This is a genomic window from Acinetobacter sp. ANC 4558, assembly GCF_002135375.1.
Classification (GTDB): domain Bacteria; phylum Pseudomonadota; class Gammaproteobacteria; order Pseudomonadales; family Moraxellaceae; genus Acinetobacter.
The window spans coordinates 62656-86045 of the sequence record NZ_NEGH01000014.1; the positions used below are offsets into that span (position 1 = coordinate 62656).

The following is a 23390-nucleotide window of genomic DNA, read 5'->3' on the forward strand; positions in this document are numbered from 1 at the left end:
TCCTAAAAGGTATAGCTCGTACTAAAGCCATAATTCATATCGAAGTTTTGGAAATATTCCGGTTTCTTTAATGGCTTTGCTGCAAAAACATCATAGTAAAAGGTTCCACCAATCTTGACCTGACCACGAAATCCAATTGCAGAACCAAGCAAAGTTTGACCTAATAGCCACTCAGCTGATTGACCAGCCACATGTCCCGCATCGAAAGCAACATAAAACTGATGTGAAGGTAAAAAGGCAAAACCAAAATCATTACGCCAATAGAAACCACGATCTGCAGATAAAGTTAAATCACCATTAAAGCCACGAACTGTATAACGTCCACCAATTGAAACCCGGTCTTGTACACTTAAAGGTGTGTTGTTGTATTGTCCATGAAAAGTACTGGCGTAGTTAAATTGTTCGTTGCCAAGTTTGAAAGGAATTTGTAGATTGGCATCTAATATCCAAACTTTCATCCGAGATGTGCCTTCATTAAAGGCCTCTTCAGGAGCAACTAATGAACTCAATGCTCCTGTTCCCCGTTTATACCCAACACCTAAATCTAAAATGGCAGATTGAATATATTCACGATGATCAATATTAAATTGCCATCCTGCAACATCTCGTCGTTGTATGGTTAACTCAGCATCATCAATAAAGCTTTTAGAATTACGATGCCAACCTTTTAATGTTGCACTGGTTTTTCTTTTTACATCGCGATACAGCAATTTCGTGAGTGCGAGCTCTTGATGATGACTTTCACCATTGTAGTTATAAACGTTATTTGCCCCTGCAACTGCTTGATCATAGTGATAACGATTAATGTTGGCGCTCACCAGCCAATTCTTATAAGGGACTGAATAATGAATGGCATAGTTATTGGTTCCACTATCGACTGTAGTCCCATTTTGGTCAGTAATCGATTGCTGATCTGCGATATTCCGTCCAAAGGTAATATAAAATAAATCACTTCGAAACAAAGGATTATCCAAAGATAGTGTCAGATTGCCCTGATATTTACCCGTTTGTCGACTACCTGCATCATCGATACTCAATGTGACACGAGCAGGAATGGTCCGTTGTTGCCATTTTACAATCACATCACTTTGATTCGGTGCAGCTGCAGGAACAATTTGAATATCTGCTTCAACGGTAGGCACACGTTTTAAATTTTCTAAACCTTGTTCTAATGCTCGTAGATTAAGGACATCTCCCTTTTTTAATGGGAAAATATTTTTAGCATATTGAATACGACCTGCATGGGTATGAATATCATCGCTTAAATCAATTTTAATCTCACCCAATAAACCTGGGATCACCGTCAGTTTAAGTTTGCCTGAGCTTAAGTTTTGTGGAGCAACTAAAATACGCGTGGTGGTATAACCCTCCCCAATAATCAAGTTCTGTGTTTGGCTCATCAGCAGATTAATTCTCTGCTCCCCCATACACAAACCATCTTTAAATTCTAATTCTTTTAAAGTCTGTTTTAGATATTTTTCAAAACGGATGCTCATATCTCCGTTTAATTTGACTTGATGAATCGGAAAACAATTCTGATCTTCAATTTCTTGAAATGTAATAGGTGATTTATTTTGTGCTTGTTCTAACAAGACATCTCGTTGTGGTTGAGTAATTTTTTCAAGTTCGGTTTGGCGTTGTTGATTCTGAATTAAACCATCAACGGCTGGGTCAAAATCCTGTGCTAAAGATAGACCAGATATACTAAAAGCACAGATTATTAAAAAGACAATCTGGATTTGTTTTTTATTGTTATACATTTTATTTTTTATTCTAATAAATTGATTTATTTTACAAAACAATAGCATATTTTATAAAAATTAATCAATAATTTAAATTTTTATATATTTTATTAACAATCATATTAGAGTTCTTTCATGAAATACTTCGTTGTTATTTCCCTCTTCAGTGAAATTTTTTATAACAAATATTAATCAATACAAATATCACTAAATATAATGTGCATGTAATTCAATAGATTATTGATACGCATAAACAATCTTTTTCACATGAAGTATACAAAAATGGATGATTAAGTATAAATATGACTAGATCTCTTACAATTCATTTGAGATTATCCGCTATACAGTTACAAACTCTAGGGATATTATGGTTTTGTTGTCTTATGTCCGACTCATGATCTAAGACATTCCTCGTTGTAAGCTCCCCTTACAACGGGGTTTTTTAATTCTGAATGCTTTTAATAATAGATAATTTTAAACGTAAAAATTCGTTCAACTTTTGACTGTAATCATCTCTAGGGCTTGTGCTTCATAAATATCAAAAACCAAATAGTTAATCTATATTCTCATCATTTGCAAGAAAAGAGGATGTACATTGGAAATGAGGTACACCGATATAAACTACAAGCAGGAAGATGTTTTTTCTAAAATTTAATACTTAAATTCTATTTAATTCCATATAAAAATTATGGTATTTTGGGTCTCATAATTTTATTTATAGGGATACTGAATCATGATTAATAAATTCCTACCAACTTTAGAAAAATTTCAAGAACTAGAAGATCAATATATTGAATACTTTTCCACTAAAGGTGAAAAAGATGTTTTAGGTCGAGTCATTTCAAACATGAAAGGAACTGTTGAAATTCAAGCATCACAAGGTGTAGATGCATGGTTAGCTTATGGTACTTATCTACCAGCTGTAGAACGAATCATTGCATTACACCAAGGTGAAAGTGAAGAAGCATTTTATATCCGTACCAAATATCCAGAAAAAATTGTCAATGCCTATACCATTCCAGAGCATGATATTGCGACACTGATTGCAGCAGATAAATATAGTCGAATTCATCAACATACCGTTCCCGTCAACACCAGTACTTGGCCTTTAAACGATGATGGCTTACATATAGACTTATTAGATTTCAAAAATCGCCTTAAAGCAAATATTTGAATTTTATTCACGTAATCTCTGAACTTTTTATAAAATTTCTCTTTTCTGAAAATCGCTTATAGAAAGTTCATTTAATTGACCTCTCCATATCCATTTTAATTTTGATTCAAGAAATACATCTCCTTCAAACCAAACAAATAATCCTTCCATCATTTGTGGCCAATCTTCTTTACTGACTTCATGCTTGCCAGAAATCACTGCTAAAATTGCAGCAAGAATCGTATCATGACTGACCGCAAGGCTTAAACCATTTTTTTGTTGAGGATGAGTGTTATAAATAAGTTCAAGGACATCAACCACCCCATGTATTGGATGTTTCATACCTGGCAAAGCATTATTAACAAAACTATTAATAAACCCAATGGCTCCTTGTTTTTGAAAATATGGACCTGCTTTTTGAATATCCAAAACAAAACTTCCAGGTTCAACCAACAAGCCTTGTTCTATAATTTCAATATAATGAGTATGGTTTTCAGTACCAGTTACACGATCTGCGCCTTGAATCATTAATGCAGCAGTATCAACACAGCGCTGGATTGGACTGGAGATACAATGCTCAACCACCCTATCGGTATTATTAATTAAATAAGCACCCCATTCTTCTGCTAATTCACGCCCCTGATAGGTTAATTGTAAATCATAACCAGCTAAGCCTTGTCCTTCGGCAATCTCTCGAATTGAATGTCGTGTAAATAAAGTCACAGGCGTCTGTAAATTTGGCAATAAATCTAATGCCTTTAACATGCTTGGAGGGAGCAGCTTAAGTGCCATAATGAGCTTAATTTATCAATTTATTCTACTATAACATGAACTAAGTATTTAACTTAATCCTCTTCGACGTAAGTTCTAGTGCTTCTAATGCAATATTTTTCATTTTATTATTCCTATACGCGATAAAACCTTGATTGATTAATGTTTGTCTTTGATTATATTGAAATGGTCTTCCAGAAAAATCAATCAATCCCCCATTTATACGCTCCAATAAACATTGTCCCGCACTCGTATCCCACTCACAAGTTGGATGAAATCTTGGATAAATATCGATTTTCCCCTCCAGCATCATACAAAACTTATAAGCACTTCCCGCTTTTAATATTGAGTATTCACATAACTGAGAAACCATTTGTATATATTCTTCATAGATTGATTTGCTTTGACCACTTTGACTTAATCCGATACAAACAATGGAACGATCGACATTGATAATTTCATCAAAAATAAACCACTGTTTCAACTGATAATTAAACTTTAAAGGCAGTCCACTTTCTGGCGCAATATACACAGTATATTCAGAAGGAATTGCCAACATAGCCAAACTTGTTTGACCAAACGCGACCTGACTTAAATTAATCGTAAACTCAGCACGTTGATGTAAAAATTCTTTTGTTCCATCTAATGGGTCCAGTAACCAAAATTTATCCCAATGAATTCGCTGTCCATGTTCACCTTCTTCAGACAAGATAGGTAAATCTGAAATATATTCCAATTGCTCAATCATATATTGATGAACGCGATAATCTGCTTGTGTTACTGGTGATGAGTCTAACTTTTGATCTATATTAAATACACTACCTGTACAATATTTTTGATATTCATCTCTTAATATTTCACTGGCATTTCCAATGATAGAAACCAATTGTAAAATCAAATCATTTGTTGGCGCATCAATTAATCTAAACATCGTTTAATTCTACTCTAAAATTTAACAGGATAAATTTGCCTTTTATAGTGCAGTAAAAATAAGAGATTTGTCTAGAATTCAAAATTTTATTCTTATTTTATATCGGTTTTATCATAAAACAGCATATATAAATAAAATAATTAGCCCAATGGAATAACACTGGGCAGAGGTAAAGTTAAACTAAACATACTATCTATCATTAAAGTTGAATGAAAAATAAATTATCGCACTTCATCTGCTTGCATATGTAAAAGTGGATAAGGTTTGCCTTGGTTATCTAATTCTGAGCGGCCTATCACACGGAATCCCACTTTTTCGTAAAAACCTACCGCCTGGTAATTTTGTTCATTTACATCAACTTTTTTGATTCCTAATTCAGACTGAGCAAAATCAATTAAAACTCGCCCAATTCCTGTTCCTCTAAATTCAGGATCAATAAATAACATTTCGATATTATCATCGCTTGTTCCTATAAAACCTAAAACTTTCCCATTTTGAATAAATTTATATAACAGTACATGATGAAAATATTCATTTAATATGAGAGGTTTTAAGATATCAATCTCTTCTATAGGTAAAAAATCGTGGGTTGCTTTTACCGATCTCTCCCAAATATTAATCAATATTGGAAAATCTTCTATAGTTGCAATATTTAGCATATGATTGCCTAAATATTCGATTTTATCACATTAAATCAAGGTTATATAAAAAAATATTCATTTTAAATAAGAAAAAAATCTATGTAAAATTTGATTTTATAAATTAAGTTCATATAATTACTTTACATCGCTTCAGGGCGGGGTGTGATTCCCCACCGGTGGTAAAATTGAATATTATTATATATTTAATAAGCCCACGAGCAAATTCAAAACATCATTTGCAGATTTGGTGAAATTCCAAAGCCGACGGTATAGTCCGGATGAAAGAAGACGGTGTCATGTGAAAAATAATATATTAATCATGATAAAGATTAGTATGATTCATTTGGCATATTTTTTTTCCAGTCCTGAAATGTTCATTGATATTTAATTTTATACAAGAGCGTTTCAATGTCTAATTTAACTCACTCCGAACAAATCCTTTCTTACCTTGCTAATTCTGAACAACGTATCACTCAAGCCATTCAAGATATTAAACAAGGGAAACCAATCCTTGTTATGGATGATTTTGATCGTGAAAATGAAGCTGATTTAATTGTTGCTGCTGAAACGTTAAACGTTGAAACAACGGCGCAAATGATCAGAGATGGTTCAGGAATTGTCTGTTTAACGCTGTCCGAAGAATTAGTGGAACAACTACAACTTCCACCAATGGTTAGCAATAACTCCAGCCAATTTAAAACTGCATTTACCGTGACGATTGAAGCTGCACAAGGCGTAACAACGGGTGTTTCAGCAAAAGATCGTACGACTACAATTCATGCCGCAATTAAAGACGGTGCTGTACCAAGTGATTTAAATAGACCTGGGCATGTCTTCCCTTTACGTGGGCAAAATGGTGGTGTACTTACGCGTCGCGGACATACTGAAGCTTCAATTGATTTAGCGATTCTTGCAGGTCTAAAACCTGCTGGTGTGTTATGTGAACTCACTAATCCTGATGGAACAATGTCCATTGGAAATGAAGTGATTGAGTACGCACAAAAGCATGATCTGACACTTATTACCATTGATGAGCTTGTTCAATATCGAATCAAACATAAAATCTGAATAGATTGAAACGTCATTACGCGAATACAAATTTGCTTTAGCGTAATGACATACAAGATGAAAATATTTTTATCTGTACATGTACATGCAACGATGCTCAATTTAAAAACTTAAATCGCAAACTCTGCTCTTTACGTTTTTAATATGTTTCTTCAATATAAAACCCATCCTAAGATGGGTTTTATTGTTATTGATTAAAAAATATAAACCATTATCACTTACTCAACACTGAGCATACTCGATAATGTCTCACTCACATTTTTTGACTTAACCAATGGTTTTAATGCTTCTAACGCTGTTTTCACATCTGTACGTTGAGGTTCAGCCAACGTATACCAACGTGATAAAACTTGTAATAAGCGTGAGCCAATAATCGGATTTTTCTCATCTAAGTATTGAGCCAAATCAATAAAGTGTTGAATACCAAAACTCCACGTATTCACTGGGTTTAGATTTAAACCACCACTCACTGCACGAATCCTGTTAGGAATTGATAAATCATAATCTTCGTGTTGCGTTAAGGCTTTTATACTGTCCGCATTTGCATTTGGATGCGCTGCCTGAACCATAAACCACTGATCCATTGACAAAGCTTCATCTTTAAACCGATGGTAAAAGTCTTGTAATACTGCTGATGCTTGCGGTGCATCATTCCAAACCAATACACGTAATGCACCTAAACGTTCTGACATATTAGATGTATCGTTATATTGTTTTTCTGCCAGTACAAATGCAGACTGATCTCCTTGACGAGCCAACATTGCTAAAAGAATATTCTTTAATGCGCGTACGCCCATTGCTTGAGAAAACTCACGCTGTACTTGAGGATCCAATGCCAAATATGTTTCTTTACTAAATGTACCAAACTCATTTGCTAACCTATTTAATAAGGTATTTCGCTTTTCTTGAATTGAGGATGGATTGTAATTTACATCAATACGACTGCCTAAATAACCTTCTGTTGGAACATCAAACAGACGAGAAGCCAATAACGGATCTTTTTCAATTAATGTTGGCAACGTATCTTTCATGGCTTGAATATAAACCTCAGCATCATGATCATTCAATAAAATACGCTCAAGTAGAGCTTGAGTGGCTTGCCATTGGTTAAAACCATTGGTTTCAAATTGAAGTAAAAAAGCTAAATCTTCATCTGAATAATTAAACTCTAGATTCACAGGTGCAGAAAAATTACGAAGTAATGATACTACTGGTGCGGTTTTTACATCGGTAAATACAATTGTTGCTTGATCTTGATCGAATAGATAAACACCATCTTTTACCTCATTTTCAAATAATGCAGCTGAATGCAATACCAATTGCTCGCCTGTTTGCGCATCAAACAATGCCAATGCCACAGGAATCGGTACAGCTTTTAAATTTGGATATTTACTATTCTCTTTTAAACTCTGTTTAAAACTCAACGTATACGTTTGTGCCGTTGGATTATATTCACCTTGTGCTTCTAGTTTTGGTGTTCCTGGTTGGTTATACCAGGTTAAGAAATTGGATAAATCAATACCCGAACCAGCCGTTAATGCAGCGACCCAGTCTTCAACAGTCACAGCTTGACCATCATGACGTTTAAAATACTCATCGGTACCTTGACGGAATTTATCTTTTCCAAGTAAAGTCGCCATCATTCGATTTATTTCTGCGCCTTTTTCATAGACAGTGGCTGTATAGAAATTATTAATTTCAACAAAGTGATCTGGACGTGGCGGATGAGAGAGTGGACCCGAATCTTCTGGAAATTGATGTGCTTTCAAAACAGCCACATCATCAATCCGCTGTACCGCGGCAGACTGTAAATCCTCAGAGAAAGATTGATCACGGAAAACGGTTAAGCCCTCTTTTAAACACAACTGAAACCAATCACGGCAAGTAATGCGGTTCCCTGTCCAGTTATGGAAGTATTCATGTGCGATCACAGACTGAACACGCATAATTGCAGCATCTGTTGTATATTCTTCATCTGCAAGTACACATGAAGTATTAAAAATATTTAAACCTTTATTTTCCATTGCACCCATATTAAATGCACTGGTTGCAACAATCATATAATTGTCTAAATCGTATGGGCGTCCATAATGTTCTTCATCCCAACGCATAGAATGTTTCAAAGCTTCCATTGCAATATGACATTTTGGAATATCTTTTTCTTCTGCATAAATCTCTAATGCAACATTACGCCCTTCTGATGTAACGTAATGGTCTTTTAACACCGCTAAATCACCAATCACACAAGCAAATAAATAACTTGGTTTTTTTGTTGGATCTTGCCAAAGCGTATAATGACGCTCAGAATTGACTTCACCTGATTCAATCAGATTACCATTTGCCAGTAATACAGGATATTTTTTATCTGCTTCGACGCGTGTGGTAAATACCGAGAGTACATCTGGGCGATCTGGATAAAACGTAATTTTACGAAATCCTTCAGGTTCATTCTGAGTTACAAATAAATCTGAACCAGCCAAATATAAACCTTCAAGCTGCGTATTGGTTTCAGGATGGATAATTACTGAAATCTCAATTTCAGCTAAATCTGGGGCATTGTTGATCGTTAATGTTTCTGTATCTAATTGATATTCATTTTCTGATAATAAATGTCCATTCACATGAAGCGATTTCAGTTCAAGATCACGACCCAATAAAACTAAATTTCCAACAGCTTGACGCTGCATCACCAATTTTGAGTTCACCAGCGTATGATCAGCATAAACCTGAATATCTAAATGGACTGAATCAACTAAATAAGAAGGTTTTTGATAATCTTTTAAATAAACAGTTTGATCTGCTTCGATGATTGGATTTGCAGCAATATTCATAATGAGTCCTAATTCTGATTTTGCCTCAGAGCAATGAATTATTTTGATGTATCAATCATACGTCAACTTTCAAGTATTGTCTGTGCTTGCTTTAATTCATGTTATGAGGATAAAAAACCGATTTTCAATTCAAATCTATATTTCATTCAAAAATATTATGTGATCAAACTGTTAACTGAGTAGACAATATTCAAAATTAAAAAATATCAGCGCATTAATCAACAAAAGAAATTTAAAAATTCCGTAATTCTACGGAAGAAATTGAGCTTTAAAATTTGTTATTTCTATAACTCCCAAAGTTATATTCACAGGAAATGGAAATGTCAAAAAAAGTCGGATATGTATGGAACACATTATATAGTTGGGTCGATACAGGTACAGGCGGATTATTAAGTGCAAATCTTAGTGCACGTATACAACCAAGTTATCAGCATCTTGCACACCCTGATACAAAAAGAAGATTTAATGAATTGGTACACACTTCTGGTCAAATTGATCATTTAACACCAGTTCAAGCCAAAGCAGCAACAGATGAAGATATCTTACGTGTGCATACAGCAGAAATGTTGGCTCAAGTAAAACACCTCAGCGGCCTACCTACAGGTGGTTTAGCAGGTGATGGTGTGACCAATATTGGCAATGGCGGTATTGAAATTGCTTACTTGTCAGCAGGTGGTGCAATTGAGCTTACCAAAAAAGTCGTCACTGGTGAGTTATCAACAGGTTATGCGCTTATCAACCCACCAGGACATCATGCGACTCGCAATGAAACCATGGGTTTTTGTTACTTTAATAATACTTCTGTCGCAGCAGCCTATGCCAAAGATGTTTTGGGGGTAAAACGCGTTGCAATTGTAGATTGGGATGTGCATCACGGAAATGGCACACAAGATATTTGGTATGCTGATGCTTCTGTGTTAACCATCTCAATTCACCAAGATCGATGTTTCCCACCAAATTCAGGATTTATTGACGAACGAGGTGAATCTGCTGGCTTTGGTTACAACTTAAATATCCCTCTTCCGCCAGGTAGCGGTAATGCTGCATATCAATATGCATTTGAAACGGTTGTGATTCCTGCGTTAAAACAATATCAGCCAGAACTCATTATTATTGGTTCAGGCTTTGACGCAAATATTTTAGATCCGCTCGCAAGAACCATGGTAACAGCGAAAGGCTTTAAAGCTTTAGCTCAACTTGTACTTGACTGTGCAGATGAAGTTTGTGATGGCAAAATTGTCTTTGTTCAAGAAGGTGGCTATAGCCCACACTATGTGCCTTTCTGTGGACTTGCCGTTATTCAAACACTCACAGGTGTAGAAACTGTTGCAGATGCATTTGAAGACATTGTTGGTGCAATGGGCGGTGACAAGTTACTTGATCATGAAAAACAAATTATTGATCAGGTCACTCCTTTAATTCAAGATATTCTATAAAAAAGTAAGCAAACTGCCTGTATCATTCAGGCAGTTTGTTGTTGATCATTGATTTTTTTAAGAATAATACCATTTTTATCTGGCATATAAATTCCATTCACTACTGCAAATACAGCGGCTTCAATCCGATTACTTACAGCCAGTTTTCGATATATAGACGTCACATGCGAATGAATTGTGCGTTCACCTAAAAACAACTGTTTAGCAATTTCTTTATCTGATAATCCTGTAATTAACCAACTTAGCACCAATATTTCTTTTTTAGTTAATTTATAAGGTAATTTACTGGGAATTAAGTCTAAAATAAAATTTTCATTGGGTAATTTCAACATACAAATCTTATAAATCAGATTATCCATTAAAAAATAACCCGATTTTAATTGATGATATGTTTTAGACAGCGTTTCTGTGACCTCACTTTCAACTTTAGCTACACTTAAATTTAAGGATTCAACGGCAAAACCATTTTTCTCATTAAAAATATAAAATTTATGTTTATTCACCCAATGTTCAAAAAAGTCTGACTGTTTAAACCATTCAATAATTGCTGTCTTAAAATTAGAAACCAGCATTTGAACATATACATTAAAGCTATTTGCGCCAAAAGCAGAAAAATGAACTAACCCAATATAATTTTCAGCATCAATTAACTCCAGCGTCATTCCATCATGAAAACCATATTTATTTAAATAATTTTTATAAATTGATGATTCAGTAAATGCAGGTTGTACCAAAGTTTCTGATGCAGAAATAGACAGTGGAAGTGCATTGTCTTGTGAAAAAACCTTGCTAAATCCTGGTGGATATATTTTAGGAAAATCATAGACCAAAGAGTCTGCACAAGGTCGATTATAACCTGTGCTAAAAATTTCATAATGCTTCTGATTATGCTTACAAAACCATAAAATTTGTATTGCATCAAAATGAAAAAATGAACGCATAACATTGATAATATAATCCATTATATTCCTCAAATAAGCTGTTAATTCTTATATCATTTAGCATAGAGCTTTCTTTACGCCATGGCAATCAATCAAAAGAATGAAAGTTTATACGTTTAGGTCAGTAGGTCATAAAGTATTAAATTTTTTAAAAACCTCAATGTGAATTTGTCCGTGTATAATAGTGTTTAAATTTTTCACTTTTTATCGGTACATGCAAATTCAAACCCTTCAAAAACAACTCGATGAAAGTACACATTGCCCGTTCTGTCATGCATCGATGTATTGGATTGAGGCTGAGTTGTATACAAATACTATTAATTTCCATGAATGTAGTCATTGCAAACATCAAGTTTTCCAAAATAGCCAACATAACTGCCATTGTGAAAAATGTACGACTAAACGAAAAAAAATGCTTCGTGAAACAATGTTACAAGAATCTCGTAAGCAAAAAAAATATGATCATGTAGAAATTGAACTGAGTCAGTTGAGTTTTATCAATAAATTATTTTTATTAAGTCTTTTAGATGATTACGCCCAAGAACATACTTTTCATCATGAATTTATCGATTTAGAAAACTATAAATATCAAAATATTTCACCCAATTACCTATACCAATCTTATATGATTAAAAGTTTAATACGTGATCATATCTTACATGCGAAAGATTTTAGCGACCAACCACATCAATATTATATGAATGTCCGACTTGATGGATATTCTGAACCCAGCCTATTTAGCATTACTCAACAACTACGCCACTGGTTTTATGAACAATTAAGCCTAGGTGTCCCGTTTAAGAATGCTGAAGAAGTTAAAGATGCTTTATATCAACTACTCTATCAAGAAATTATTCAATTTATGCAGTTTTATTGTCGTACATGGGGCATACAAATTGCTGGAAATAGAAGCTTTCAAAGTTTCTGTTTTCGCTTATTAGATGTACTTGCGGTTGGGCAAATTTATTATCTTATTCAAAATGCTTTAGAATATTTATATAAACAAAAAGCATTACAAGTCCGTAATGAAAACTTTATTAATACCAACTTACTAAAAAAAACATTACAACAATATCGTGAACGTGCAATTAAAGAAAAATGGGAAACTTCAACGTTACCACGACCTTATAACTTACCCTTAAGTAAGATGAGTCATATTCTATTTTTTAAATTTTTAGGCTATGACGACTCTATCTTTGTACAACCTATTATAAAGTTATGGCGAAAAATAGAACCTAGACTCAGCTTCTATTCAACTAAACGGTGCATGTACTGTGGGTCTGAAGACTTAACTGTTGATTATGATGCTGAAAATTATGTGTCTTTGGTATGCAACCAATGTAAGCATCAAGATCATTATTTTACGCAGTAATGTTCTTAAACCAATATTTAAAATTAACACTGAGCCATCAAAAACTTTGAAATAATATGTTGATTAATTATAAAATCGTTTAATATTTTGTAAGTTCAAATCAAAAACCACTATATTAATATAGTGGTTTCAAATGAAAATTTTACAGGTTTTTAATCTGCACTAATATCTTCAAACAATACTGAAGATAAATAACGCTCGCCAGCATCTGGAAGAATTACAACAATATTTTTACCCGCATTTTCAGGTCGTTCTGCAAGCTTTGCAGCAGCAGCTAATGCAGCACCACTAGAAATGCCGACAAAAATACCTTCTTGTGTTGCTGACTGACGTGCCCAATCAATCGCTTCTTGATTGCCAATAGCAATCACTTCATCAACCAAGTCTAAGTCTAAATTCTTAGGAATAAAGTTTGCACCAATTCCTTGAATTTTATGTGGTCCTGGTGTCAAATCTTCACCACGTTTTGTTTGTCCAATAATTGGTGAATCTGCAGGTTCCACCGCAACTGAATAAATAGCTTGGTTTTTAACCTTTTCAAAATAACGTGATACACCTGTAATCGTACCGCCTGTACCAACCCCTGCCACAAGAATATCAACTTTTCCTTGCGTTGCTTCCCAAATTTCTGGACCTGTGGTTGCTTCATGAATGGCAGGATTTGCTGGATTCTCAAACTGCTGTGGTAAAAAATATAACTCAGGCTGTTCTGTTGCTAAACGTACTGCTTCTTCTACTGCACCTTTCATCCCTTTAGCTGGATCTGTTAATACTAAGTTTGCACCAAGTGCTTTTAATACTTTACGGCGCTCAATACTCATACTTGCAGGCATAGTTAACGTAATTGGATAACCTTTTGCAGCGGCAACATAAGCTAATGCAATTCCGGTATTTCCACTGGTAGGTTCTACAATATGTTTACCAGGCTTTAAAATTCCACGCTGTTCAGCATCTGCGATTAACGCTGCTCCAATACGATCTTTTACAGAAAAAGCGGGATTACGACTTTCAATTTTAGCAAGTACCGTCGCTTGACTTTGAATTAAGCGATTAATACGAATTAATGGGGTATTGCCAATCGCTTCTGCATTATTGCTATAAACTGCGATTCCTAAATTTTCTGGTGTTTTGAACGCTGCATCTGTTGTCATCATCTTTTCCCATTTGATCTTATGAAAAATAATAGATTTATCATACTACCTTATGAAAAAAATAGAATTCACTTTAGCACCAATTACATAAAATAAAATATGATTAACTTTCAACAAAATGCGATAAAGATATGAGCATATTGTGTCTCGATATTTTCCAGAATGTAGCATTTATTTATAAATTTTTAATAATATTGACTTTTTAGTTTATGCTTCTACAGTTAACTGATATTGAAAAATAGCAGTGCAGCCCTGAAAATAGATTTAAACCACCTACTCGAGTATCCATATGTCGAAGAGTTACAGTAAAATTTATCGAAACATCACACAGGCAATACTAGATAAAATTGTGACTCCACAAGTTTTAGGCAATACCGCACAATTAGAACAAAACATTGCCCAAAATTCACAATGGACGAAAATCTGTTATGTCTTAGAAGATGCGTCATTAAGTAATACTGTACTTATTGATAAAGAAGCGGTTGCACGTGGTTTACCTTCTGTATTTTCAGAAATTAATATTGATCAATTTATTGAAGACGACAGTATGTTGGTCTTAAATGAAACCAATGAAAAAGACCAAAGTTACCATTACTCAGCCAAACTAATTCGCTTGATAGAGGTTCTAGAAAAAAACCCTAAATTTGATATTCAATTGGTTCCTGTAACAGTCTTATGGGGACGCTCGCCACAATATGAAAATTCATGGTTAAAGGCATTGTTTGCAGATGCTTGGTCTAAACCCAATAAAATTAAACAAACTTTAAATATTTCATTATATAGCCGTGAAAACTACATTGAGTTTCATAAGTCTATCTCATTGAGAGCACTCTTTACGCAAGCAAAAATTGAACATCCTAATTTCTCGCCTGCACATTTTGTCGTGCAACGATTAGATCAAAATTTTCATAATTATAAAGAAGCAGTATTAGGACCAGATTTATCAGACCGTCGTAATCTCATTAATCAGTTAATGAAAAGCGAAACAGTACAACAAGCCATTCGTAAAGAAAGTATTGATCAAAAAATTGCATTATTTGAAGCAGAAAATCGTGCTAAAAATTATTTTCTTGAAATTGTTTCAGATTTCTCATACTCCACCCTAAGATTTGCAGAGCTCGCTTTAACAAAATTATGGACGCAGCTCTATGATGGAATTGAAGTTCATAATTTTGATACTGTCCGTGATTTGGCCAAAGACTACCAAATTGTTTACACACCTTGCCATCGTAGCCATATAGATTACTTACTCTTATCTTATGTTATTTTTAACCGCGGATTAATGGTTCCTCATATTGCAGCTGGTATTAATCTCAATTTACCCATTGTTGGGCAAATCCTGCGTGGTGGCGGTGCATATTTTATTCGACGCACCTTCAGTGGAAATGAACTCTATACATCCGTATTCAAATCTTATTTAAATAGTTTGATTCGTCGAAATACACCGTTAGAATATTTTATTGAAGGAGGACGTTCCCGAACAGGTTTATTATTACCGCCTAAAAAAGGAATGCTCGCCATGACCATTGAGAGTCATTTGCAAGCCAATAATAAACCCATTGTATTTATTCCAACCTATTTTGGTTATGAAAAACTCATAGAAGGTACATCTTATCTCAATGAACTCAATGGTAAACCAAAAGAAGCTGAGTCTTTATGGGGAATCTTAAATTCCGTTCGGAAAATTGAAAAAGTATTCGGGCAAGTTCATGTGAATTTTGGTGAACCTATTTTCCTTGACCCAATTTTAGAAAAACATCAAGTCAAAAATATTCCATTACAACCCGATGACGCTTTACCCTCGCCTATGGTAGCAACAGTCAATGATGTTGCTCATGATATTCTAGAAAATATTAATAAAGCTGTGGTGATTAACCCCATTTCAATCATCTCACTGATTCTACTAAACTCGGAGAATTATCAGTTAACACCACAAGAACTTATTGCAAGGATTGATTCAATTCGAACGTTATTACATCAATTTAAATATGATGATCGTATGATCATTTCTCAGCTTTCAAGTAATGAAATGATTGAATATGCACAAAAATTAAAACAAGTTGAGATGTGCACTGAACTGAAAATAGATTATATTCGAGTCACTGAAAGCCAAAAAATATTACTGAGTTATTTTAGTAATAATATTTTACATTGCTTTATTCTCGCATCGACAATTGCATCAATAATTCAATTTTCCAAACAAATATCTAAAAATCAACTTCTTCAATATATTGATAATATATACCCTTTTATTCAGGATGAGTTTTTTCTTAAATGGAAAGAACATGAATTACATCAGCAAGTTGAAAAAATATTGAGTGAGTTCCAACAACATCGCTGGATTTCAGTATCAAAAGATCAGATTGATCTCGAATCCAAGCATTCTTTCTTTGAATTATTGGCATCTTTGTCTGCATTAAGTTTAAATAATTTTGTTTTACTTCAACAGCTCATTGCTGTTTATGCCGATAAAATTGAGTTAGATGTAAAAACTTTAGAAAAAATGGCAAAAGCAACATTAAAACGTCTTGCTGGTCATCATTCATTAAAAACAGGTTATTATTTTGATAGTGCAACGCTTAAAAGCTTCCTAACTGTTTTACAAAAACTTGGTCTGATTGATCTCAATAAAAATATTATTACAAAAAGTCATTTATTTGATCAAAATATACCTGCTTATTTTGATTGGTATAGCCCTGATATCCAACAATTATTGGCAGATTCCAGCTTTTTCACAGACCGAGAAATCAATCACTTAAGAGAACAATCTAAAGTGAAAAAATAATTTTTATTTGTCATTATAAAATTAAATTGGAGTAATTTTTTATTTTACTCCATCTTTTCTTGTGTTTTAAACGATTGATTAAAACTGAGAAGATCATTGATTGCTTCACAAATAAAATAGAGCAATTTTATCTTTCTATTCACGGAATCTCCTCATTTATATTCCCTTTTGGAGTGATCACAAATTTATAGGATTTATTATCTATTTTTATGCATAATATATCATAATTTAAGATTTAGAATTATGTAATGTCTGAACCCAAATCTCGTCTTGAACAGGTTATTCCCGCTTGGTCTTGGTTAAAACATTATCATCGAGATTCATTTAAATCTGACTTACTATCCTCTTTAATTGTCATTGCGATGCTTGTTCCTCAGGGTATGGCTTATGCTATGCTCGCTGGTTTACCTCCTGTTACAGGACTTTATGCTAGCGTCATTCCCATGATTATTTATGCAATCATTGGAGGAAGTCCAACCCTGTCTATTGGTCCCGTTGCGATCATATCAATGATGACTTTTGCAACCTTAAGTCCAATGTTTGAACCAGGTTCTCCTGTCTACATTCAAGCAGCATGCTTATTGGCTTTAATGGTAGGAATCATTTCTTTGCTTTTAGGGATCTTTCGATTTGGTTTTTTAATTCAACTGATTAGCCATCCTGTAATCAAAAGTTTTATTATTGCTTCTGCCTTGTTAATTGCAATTGGACAGCTTAAATTTATTTTGAATATCCCCTTGCAAAGTAACAATATCACGGTATTTATTGAAAGCTTAATTCAGTATTTTAATTATATTCACCTTACGAGTTTAGGCTTAGGAATTCTTGCAATTTTATTCTTAATCTATTTACCAAAACTCATACAAAGCCAACCAATAAAACAGCACATTCGAGGCACTCAGTTTTTATCTAGGTCTGTTCCCTTACTTTTAGTCATTTTAGGTATTGCCAGCGTATTCTTTCTTAATCTACAACATATTGGTATTAAAACAGTCGGAGAAATTCCATCTGGTTTTCCTGCACTTCACCTGCCATTTTGGAATCTTGATTTAGTACTTAAGCTACTTCCTGGCGCCATTATGATTGCGATGATTAGCTTTGTTGAATCTCTTTCCATTGCACAAGCCACTGCCTTACAGCAGCGTAGTCATTTAAATAGCAATCAAGAACTCATTGCTCTAGGCGTTGCAAATATAAGTGCAGGTTTAAGTTCTGCATTTCCCGTCACAGGCAGTCTTTCGCGCACTGTGGTGAATGCAGATGCTGGGGCAAAAACGCCTATGGCTGGTGTACTTTCCTCTCTTTTTATTATTATCGTTAGCCTATATTTCACTGGTTTTTTTAAAGATTTACCACTGGCTGTTCTTGCAGCTACGATTATGGTATCGATTTGGAAATTAGTCGATTTCAAACCATTTATTCAAACTTGGCAATATTCTAAAGTTGATGGTATTGCGATGTGGATTACTTTTTTTGCCGTCATTTGTATCGATATTTCGGCAGGACTACTCATTGGGATCTTCTCGACATTTATCTTGCTGCTATGGAAAATTAGCCGTCCACATATTGCAATTATTGGTTTAGTCGAAGGAACTCAACATTTTCGAAATATAGAACGTTATAAAGCACAAACTAATCCTCAAATATTATCCATTCGCGTTGATGAAAACCTATCATTTTTGAATGCACATACACTGAAAGACTTTTTAATAAATGCGGTCAGTCAAAATAAGAATCTTCAACATGTCATCATTAATTGCTCTAGCATTAGTTCCATTGATCTGAGTGCATTGGAAATGTTAGAAGAGTTTGATATAGAATTAATTAAACTTAACATCAAACTACATTTGTCTGAAGTTAAAGGTCCTGTTATGGATAAACTGACTCACTCAAATTGGATTAATCATATGAACGGTTCTATATTTTTAACTCACTTTCAAGCCATTCAACAATTGTCTCATGAGGTCTAAATATAATAATGAATTGAATGAATCACAGACGTTGCTTTAAATATATTTTTTATTTTCATGATACCTTTTAATAAAAATATGATTTAAACGGATTTTTAACTGTAAAAATAATCACTTATTTTTATATTAAATATTATTCTTTATAAATATTTATTTAGTATAAAATGACGACTAATTTTTATTTGTCCTCGTAGTTTCTGACAAGGCTCCCATTATGTTCTCAGCTTTCACGCAAATGAGTTTAGTAAAGCGTATTATTATTGCCATTATTTTGGGCGCACTTGTAGCATGGTTATTTCCAGCTACTACCCCATATTTAAGTTTGCTTGGTGAGTTATTCATTAAAGCATTAAAATCTGTTGCACCTATTCTTGTCTTTGTACTTGTTCTTTCTTCAATTGCAAATTTTAAAATAGGTGGAAATAATGCTTATGTTAGGCCCATTATGATGATGTATGGCCTAGGCATGTTTTTAGCTGCGCTGAGTGCTGTCGTCGCGAGTACCTTATTTCCAAGTACATTATTGCTAGATCTTCCTGGAAATACCACATTATCTGCACCAGATAGCTTGGCAGGGATTTTAAAAAACTTAGTGCTTAGTTTTGTATCTAATCCAATCACTGCACTTAGTGAAGCAAATTTTATTGGTATTTTAGCTTGGTCAGTTGCACTTGGTTTAGCATTTCGCCATGCGTCAGAAACCACTAAAGGTTTTTTAACAGATGCAGCCGAAGTAGTAAATAAAGTGATTCGTTTAGTCATTAACTTCGCACCTTTTGGTATTTTTGGTTTAGTTGCAGTAACATTTGCAGATTCTGGATTACAAACTTTAGTCAGCTACGCTCATCTACTTGCAGTATTAATTGGCTCAATGTTTTTTGTCGCATTTGTTATCAACCCCATTATGGTTGCTGCGGTAACTCGCCAGAATCCATATCCCTTAGTTTTTCAATGTTTACGTGAAAGTGGAATTACCGCTTTTTTTACCCGAAGTTCTGCTGCTAATATTCCTGTAAATTTAGACTTAGCAAAACGTTTAGGAATTCCAGAGTCAACTGCGAGTGTTGCAATTCCTTTAGGAGCTGCCATTAATATGGGTGGTGCATCTGTTACTATTACCGTATTATCTTTAGCTGCAGTACATACGCTAGGAATTCATGTTGACTTCACCACAATGCTTATTTTGTCAGTTGTTGCAACAATCTCTGCATGTGGTGCATCTGGTGTAGCTGGTGGCTCATTACTTCTAATCCCTGTAGCCTGTGGATTATTTGGTATATCTACGGATATTGCCATGCAAGTCGTCGCCATCGGTATGGTAATTAGCGTATTACAAGACTCAACCGAAACAGCCCTAAACTCTTCGACAGATGTATTATTTACAGCTGCCGTCGATCGTGGTTTAAAATAAAGTTTTTAAAACTATTTAATGAGTTATGCCATTTCAGACTTTACCATCTTGGTTGCAATTAGGTGTTTTTCTTCTCTCTGTCAATGCAGGAATGATTAACGTCCTCAGTTTAATTACTGTTTTGCACCAGTCTGTTTCTCATATGACTGGAAATGTCAGCATATTTGCAATGGCGCTCATTGAATGGAAGCCCGATGTTTTACTCTACCTCTTTCTTGTTGTACTTTGCTATTTAATTGGTTCGATGTATAGCGGCTTAATTCTAGGAAATAGTCACTTTGAACTTGGACGACTCTATGGTCTACCACTGAGCTTAATGGCTTTTTTTATTTTTCTATGCTGGCTGATTATCCCCTATTTTCCACGTTATGGTCTATTATGGGCATGTTTAGCGATGGGTGTACAAAATGCAATGATTAGCCATTATAAAGGGACCATCATTCGTACAACACATTTATCTGGCGTTATAACAGATCTTGGTCTAGCATTAGGTTATAAATTAAGAGGCTTAGATGTCAGTAAAAAACGAGTTGCATTGCATGCATTGATATTAATTGGTTTTTTAGTTGGTGGAGTAATTGCAGCACTTACTTCTCCTATATTACAATTTAATGCTTTCTTAATTCCAGCAATCTTAAGTTTTGTTTTAAGCTTAATTTACTGGATAATTTATTTTCATCGTTACAGAAATGGTCTATAGGTTCATAATTCCCCATGGTTAAAAATGCATTACAAGCTCAGTTATTAAAAGCTGGTTTAGTGGACAACAAAAAAGCCAAAAAGCTGTCTAAGCAAGCTGTTCATGAAAAACGTGTCGGTGAAAGTAATGAGGCGGAAATTAAAGCTAAAATTGAACAGGATAAACTGAATAAACAAGCAAAAGATTTAGCGATTGAGCAAGTGAAAAAGTCTCAATTACAAGAAAAAGAACTAAAATCGGCAATTGTACAAATGATTAGCCAACATAAAATTAGTGATACAGATGGTGATATTTCATATCAATTTATTGACGAGAATAAAATTAAAAAGGTATATATCAATCAACAAATTTATAATGCGTTAGTTTCTGGCAGTTTAATTGTTGCTAAAGATAATGAAAGTTATGCATTTTTGCCTAAAGCGTTGGCTGAACGTATTAATACAAAAATGGAAGGTTTTATTATTGTCGATAACTCCCAGCAAGCCAATGATGCCGCGACGACAAATGAAGAAGATCCTTACGCAGCTTACGTCATTCCAGACGATTTAATGTGGTAATTCATGCTAAAAAGGCCGTATTAAAAAGCCCATTACAGGCTTTTTAATATTATATAAATCAATGATTTGATATAAATTAATGCAATCTTGTTGCACTTAATATTTTATTTCTTAATTAGATTTAGTTTCTAATTTTACTCTGTTAAATAAGCTCTCACATTTGAGAGCCTTATTTTCAATTTAAAAATAACTCCTTCTCTTTAGCTCTGCGATTTACTAAGCCTTGTAATCGCTTGCCCCCTGCATTGACCCAACGATCAAAGTTATCTGCTGCACCTTGATAGTCACCAGTATTTAGTTTTTTAAGTAATGTGGATTTCTCAAACGCTCCCGATCCAATATTATAAGTCAGTGAAACAAGTGCATCGAATTGGTTTTGATTAAGTTGCACAGTGACAGCTTCATTTACAATATGTTCAAATTTCTTTAAATCATTTTGCATGTACTGTTTGGCCTGAATTTCTGTACAGGTATCGCCCTTTTTAACCTTCTGGCCATTCGGATAAATTGTGGTGCCAAAACCAATGGTCCACACGCCTACACCATCGTCATAGGCTGCTAATCGCTTCCCTTCAAAGCCACATATCAAATTAATGCCGAAATCACTCACGGTCTTTTGATCTATGATACCGAGCATGTCATTTACAGCGTGTTGATCAAATGAAATGAGTTTATCTGTGGCATTGACCTGTTTTTGTGTGAGCTTACCACCTGACATTTTACGAAGCTGATCGAATATTTTTTGCATGATCTTCTCACTTAAACATGGCTTTAAACGCTAATTTGATTTCAATGATTAATTCATTGAGTGGCTTACCTTTGAGTAATTGAATCGATTGATACCAAATACCAATGAGCAACATCCCAAAGATTGCAAAAATAAGCATGACAAAGCCTTGCGTCATATGTGAGTAGTGCTGTAATTGTTGCCACTCAATGAAAGCTGAACCGCCATACAAACTAATCGCTACACTAAATGTAAATTTCATAATGACACCTAGTGTTATTTTAATTCGTCCTTCTGTATCGATGTCACCACTTAAGGTGAGTGCAAAGATAGCCCCAACAACTGCAGCTATAATTTTAAGTAACAATGGCAAACTTTTAATACTGATTGGATCATTCATACATTTTCCTAATTTTTGGTAATAAAAAACCCCGTTCTAATTAAAGAACGGGGTTGATTGAGCTTTGTTGGGCGTTATGGAATAGCAAATTTAGACTTATAGTAACTTTCTAATTGCTTTAAGTATTCTGTATTCTCAGGCGCTGCTAAATCAATATTTAGACCACCCCATGCATATATCTTACCATTCATGTTTCTAAACCAATCCCACTCACCTGCTTTTAAACCAGTTAGTGGTGTAATCATAGCACCTGTTGTTTGAGCTCCATTTACTCGAATTTTTGCAATACCTTTAGAGTATGAAATAACGAATAAAGATGGTTTTGGAGCGGGATTTTGTAAAGTGCCATAATTTGCAGATAAAATCGTATTATTACCTGCTTCTGAGTTTCCGCGCATACGGACATTTGGTCCTGCATTATCAATTGAAATATGTATAGAAGATAAGCTATCTACCATCACCTTTCTAATAAATCTAAAATGTCGTGCAGCACTTGGCGATGCTTCAAAATAATGATCCAAAACAACAAAGAAAGTAAAATTGTTTGGATCAATGTCGAAATCTCCGGGATAAAAAACACTATTCCCTGCATAGATCCGTTCAAGAGCTTTTTGCCCTTTTTCATTAACTATAGATATAAATCCATTAGGCAGTTCAGACATTGTACCTTTAGCCATATTTAAAATTTCTTTTGCATTTGGCGTATAGTACTCAGCATCATAATAAGCTTTAAATTCGGGAATGTGAGCAATCGCTTGACCCACTTTCGTTATTTCAACTTTACCCAGCGAAGTTGCTCCAAC

At 34.3% G+C, this 23390-nt stretch carries 19 protein-coding genes and 1 riboswitch; of the genes, 9 read left to right on the plus strand and 10 right to left on the minus strand.

Features of this window, described 5'->3' with window-relative positions:
* Positions 1-2 precede the first annotated feature (2 nt).
* A complete protein-coding gene (locus B9T31_RS15295) occupies positions 3-1760 on the minus strand; it encodes a ShlB/FhaC/HecB family hemolysin secretion/activation protein (RefSeq protein ID WP_086182794.1) in 1758 nt (585 codons plus the stop codon).
* Positions 1761-2475: 715 nt separating this feature from the next.
* Here B9T31_RS15295 and B9T31_RS15300 point away from each other — a divergent pair.
* On the plus strand, positions 2476-2916 hold the full coding sequence (locus B9T31_RS15300) for a hypothetical protein (RefSeq protein ID WP_086182795.1): 441 nt from the start codon (positions 2476-2478) through the stop codon (positions 2914-2916).
* A gap of 27 nt (positions 2917-2943) precedes the next feature.
* On the opposite strand, the gene B9T31_RS15305 is transcribed toward B9T31_RS15300, so the two are convergent.
* The 3 genes from B9T31_RS15305 to B9T31_RS15315 form a co-directional block, all read right to left on the minus strand.
* Positions 2944-3687 carry a histidine phosphatase family protein gene (locus B9T31_RS15305; protein ID WP_086182796.1) on the minus strand — a complete coding sequence of 248 codons (744 nt, stop codon included), beginning with the start codon at positions 3685-3687 and terminating at the stop codon, positions 2944-2946.
* Between the two features lie 40 nt (positions 3688-3727).
* Positions 3728-4597 (minus strand): 3'(2'),5'-bisphosphate nucleotidase CysQ family protein, encoded by an 870-nt coding sequence (locus B9T31_RS15310; protein WP_086182797.1) that lies wholly within the window; start codon positions 4595-4597, stop codon positions 3728-3730.
* Positions 4598-4818: 221 nt separating this feature from the next.
* Positions 4819-5256, minus strand: coding sequence for a GNAT family N-acetyltransferase (locus B9T31_RS15315; protein ID WP_086182798.1), 438 nt, complete (start codon positions 5254-5256; stop codon positions 4819-4821).
* Positions 5257-5381: 125 nt separating this feature from the next.
* Positions 5382-5532: riboswitch (FMN riboswitch) on the plus strand.
* A gap of 114 nt (positions 5533-5646) precedes the next feature.
* On the opposite strand from B9T31_RS15315, the gene ribB reads away from it, so the two are divergent.
* Positions 5647-6306: a 3,4-dihydroxy-2-butanone-4-phosphate synthase gene (ribB, locus tag B9T31_RS15320; RefSeq protein WP_086182799.1), complete on the plus strand. Its 660-nt coding sequence runs from the start codon at positions 5647-5649 to the stop codon at positions 6304-6306.
* A gap of 218 nt (positions 6307-6524) precedes the next feature.
* Here ribB and pepN read toward each other — a convergent pair whose 3' ends face one another.
* On the minus strand, positions 6525-9137 hold the full coding sequence (pepN, locus tag B9T31_RS15325; RefSeq protein ID WP_086182800.1) for an aminopeptidase N: 2613 nt from the start codon (positions 9135-9137) through the stop codon (positions 6525-6527).
* A 320-nt stretch (positions 9138-9457) separates the two neighbouring features.
* Between pepN and B9T31_RS15330 the strand changes: the two genes are divergently transcribed.
* On the plus strand, positions 9458-10573 hold the full coding sequence (locus tag B9T31_RS15330; protein ID WP_086182801.1) for a class II histone deacetylase: 1116 nt from the start codon (positions 9458-9460) through the stop codon (positions 10571-10573).
* A 26-nt stretch (positions 10574-10599) separates the two neighbouring features.
* On the opposite strand, the gene B9T31_RS15335 is transcribed toward B9T31_RS15330, so the two are convergent.
* Positions 10600-11535, minus strand: a complete 936-nt coding sequence (locus B9T31_RS15335) for a helix-turn-helix domain-containing protein (RefSeq protein ID WP_086182802.1) — start codon at positions 11533-11535, stop codon at positions 10600-10602.
* 193 nt (positions 11536-11728) lie between these two features.
* Here B9T31_RS15335 and B9T31_RS15340 point away from each other — a divergent pair, with 193 nt between their 5' ends.
* The gene (locus B9T31_RS15340) at positions 11729-12886 is read left to right on the plus strand and encodes a hypothetical protein (RefSeq protein ID WP_086182803.1); all 1158 of its coding nucleotides are present in this window, start codon (positions 11729-11731) and stop codon (positions 12884-12886) included.
* Between the two features lie 152 nt (positions 12887-13038).
* Here B9T31_RS15340 and cysK read toward each other — a convergent pair whose 3' ends face one another.
* Entirely contained in the window at positions 13039-14037 is a 999-nt protein-coding gene (gene cysK / locus B9T31_RS15345; protein ID WP_086182804.1) for a cysteine synthase A, read from the minus strand.
* A 289-nt stretch (positions 14038-14326) separates the two neighbouring features.
* Here cysK and plsB point away from each other — a divergent pair, with 289 nt between their 5' ends.
* From plsB to B9T31_RS15370, 5 genes are all read left to right on the plus strand, one after another.
* Positions 14327-16822: a glycerol-3-phosphate 1-O-acyltransferase PlsB gene (gene plsB / locus B9T31_RS15350; protein ID WP_086182805.1), complete on the plus strand. Its 2496-nt coding sequence runs from the start codon at positions 14327-14329 to the stop codon at positions 16820-16822.
* A gap of 248 nt (positions 16823-17070) precedes the next feature.
* Entirely contained in the window at positions 17071-18792 is a 1722-nt protein-coding gene (locus B9T31_RS15355) for a SulP family inorganic anion transporter (RefSeq protein WP_086182806.1), read from the plus strand.
* Between the two features lie 214 nt (positions 18793-19006).
* Entirely contained in the window at positions 19007-20203 is a 1197-nt protein-coding gene (sstT, locus tag B9T31_RS15360; protein ID WP_086182807.1) for a serine/threonine transporter SstT, read from the plus strand.
* 25 nt (positions 20204-20228) lie between these two features.
* Positions 20229-20903 carry a YoaK family protein gene (locus tag B9T31_RS15365; protein ID WP_086182808.1) on the plus strand — a complete coding sequence of 225 codons (675 nt, stop codon included), beginning with the start codon at positions 20229-20231 and terminating at the stop codon, positions 20901-20903.
* A gap of 14 nt (positions 20904-20917) precedes the next feature.
* Positions 20918-21460 carry a DUF2058 domain-containing protein gene (locus tag B9T31_RS15370; RefSeq protein WP_086182809.1) on the plus strand — a complete coding sequence of 181 codons (543 nt, stop codon included), beginning with the start codon at positions 20918-20920 and terminating at the stop codon, positions 21458-21460.
* Positions 21461-21635: 175 nt separating this feature from the next.
* Here B9T31_RS15370 and B9T31_RS15375 read toward each other — a convergent pair whose 3' ends face one another.
* From B9T31_RS15375 to B9T31_RS17855, 3 genes are all read right to left on the minus strand, one after another.
* A complete protein-coding gene (locus B9T31_RS15375) occupies positions 21636-22208 on the minus strand; it encodes a lysozyme (protein WP_086182810.1) in 573 nt (190 codons plus the stop codon).
* A 7-nt stretch (positions 22209-22215) separates the two neighbouring features.
* Positions 22216-22587 (minus strand): hypothetical protein, encoded by a 372-nt coding sequence (locus tag B9T31_RS15380; RefSeq protein WP_086182811.1) that lies wholly within the window; start codon positions 22585-22587, stop codon positions 22216-22218.
* Positions 22588-22661: 74 nt separating this feature from the next.
* Positions 22662-23390, minus strand: a 729-nt coding sequence (locus B9T31_RS17855; RefSeq protein ID WP_171264779.1) for a hypothetical protein, incomplete at its 5' end; no start/stop codon positions are given.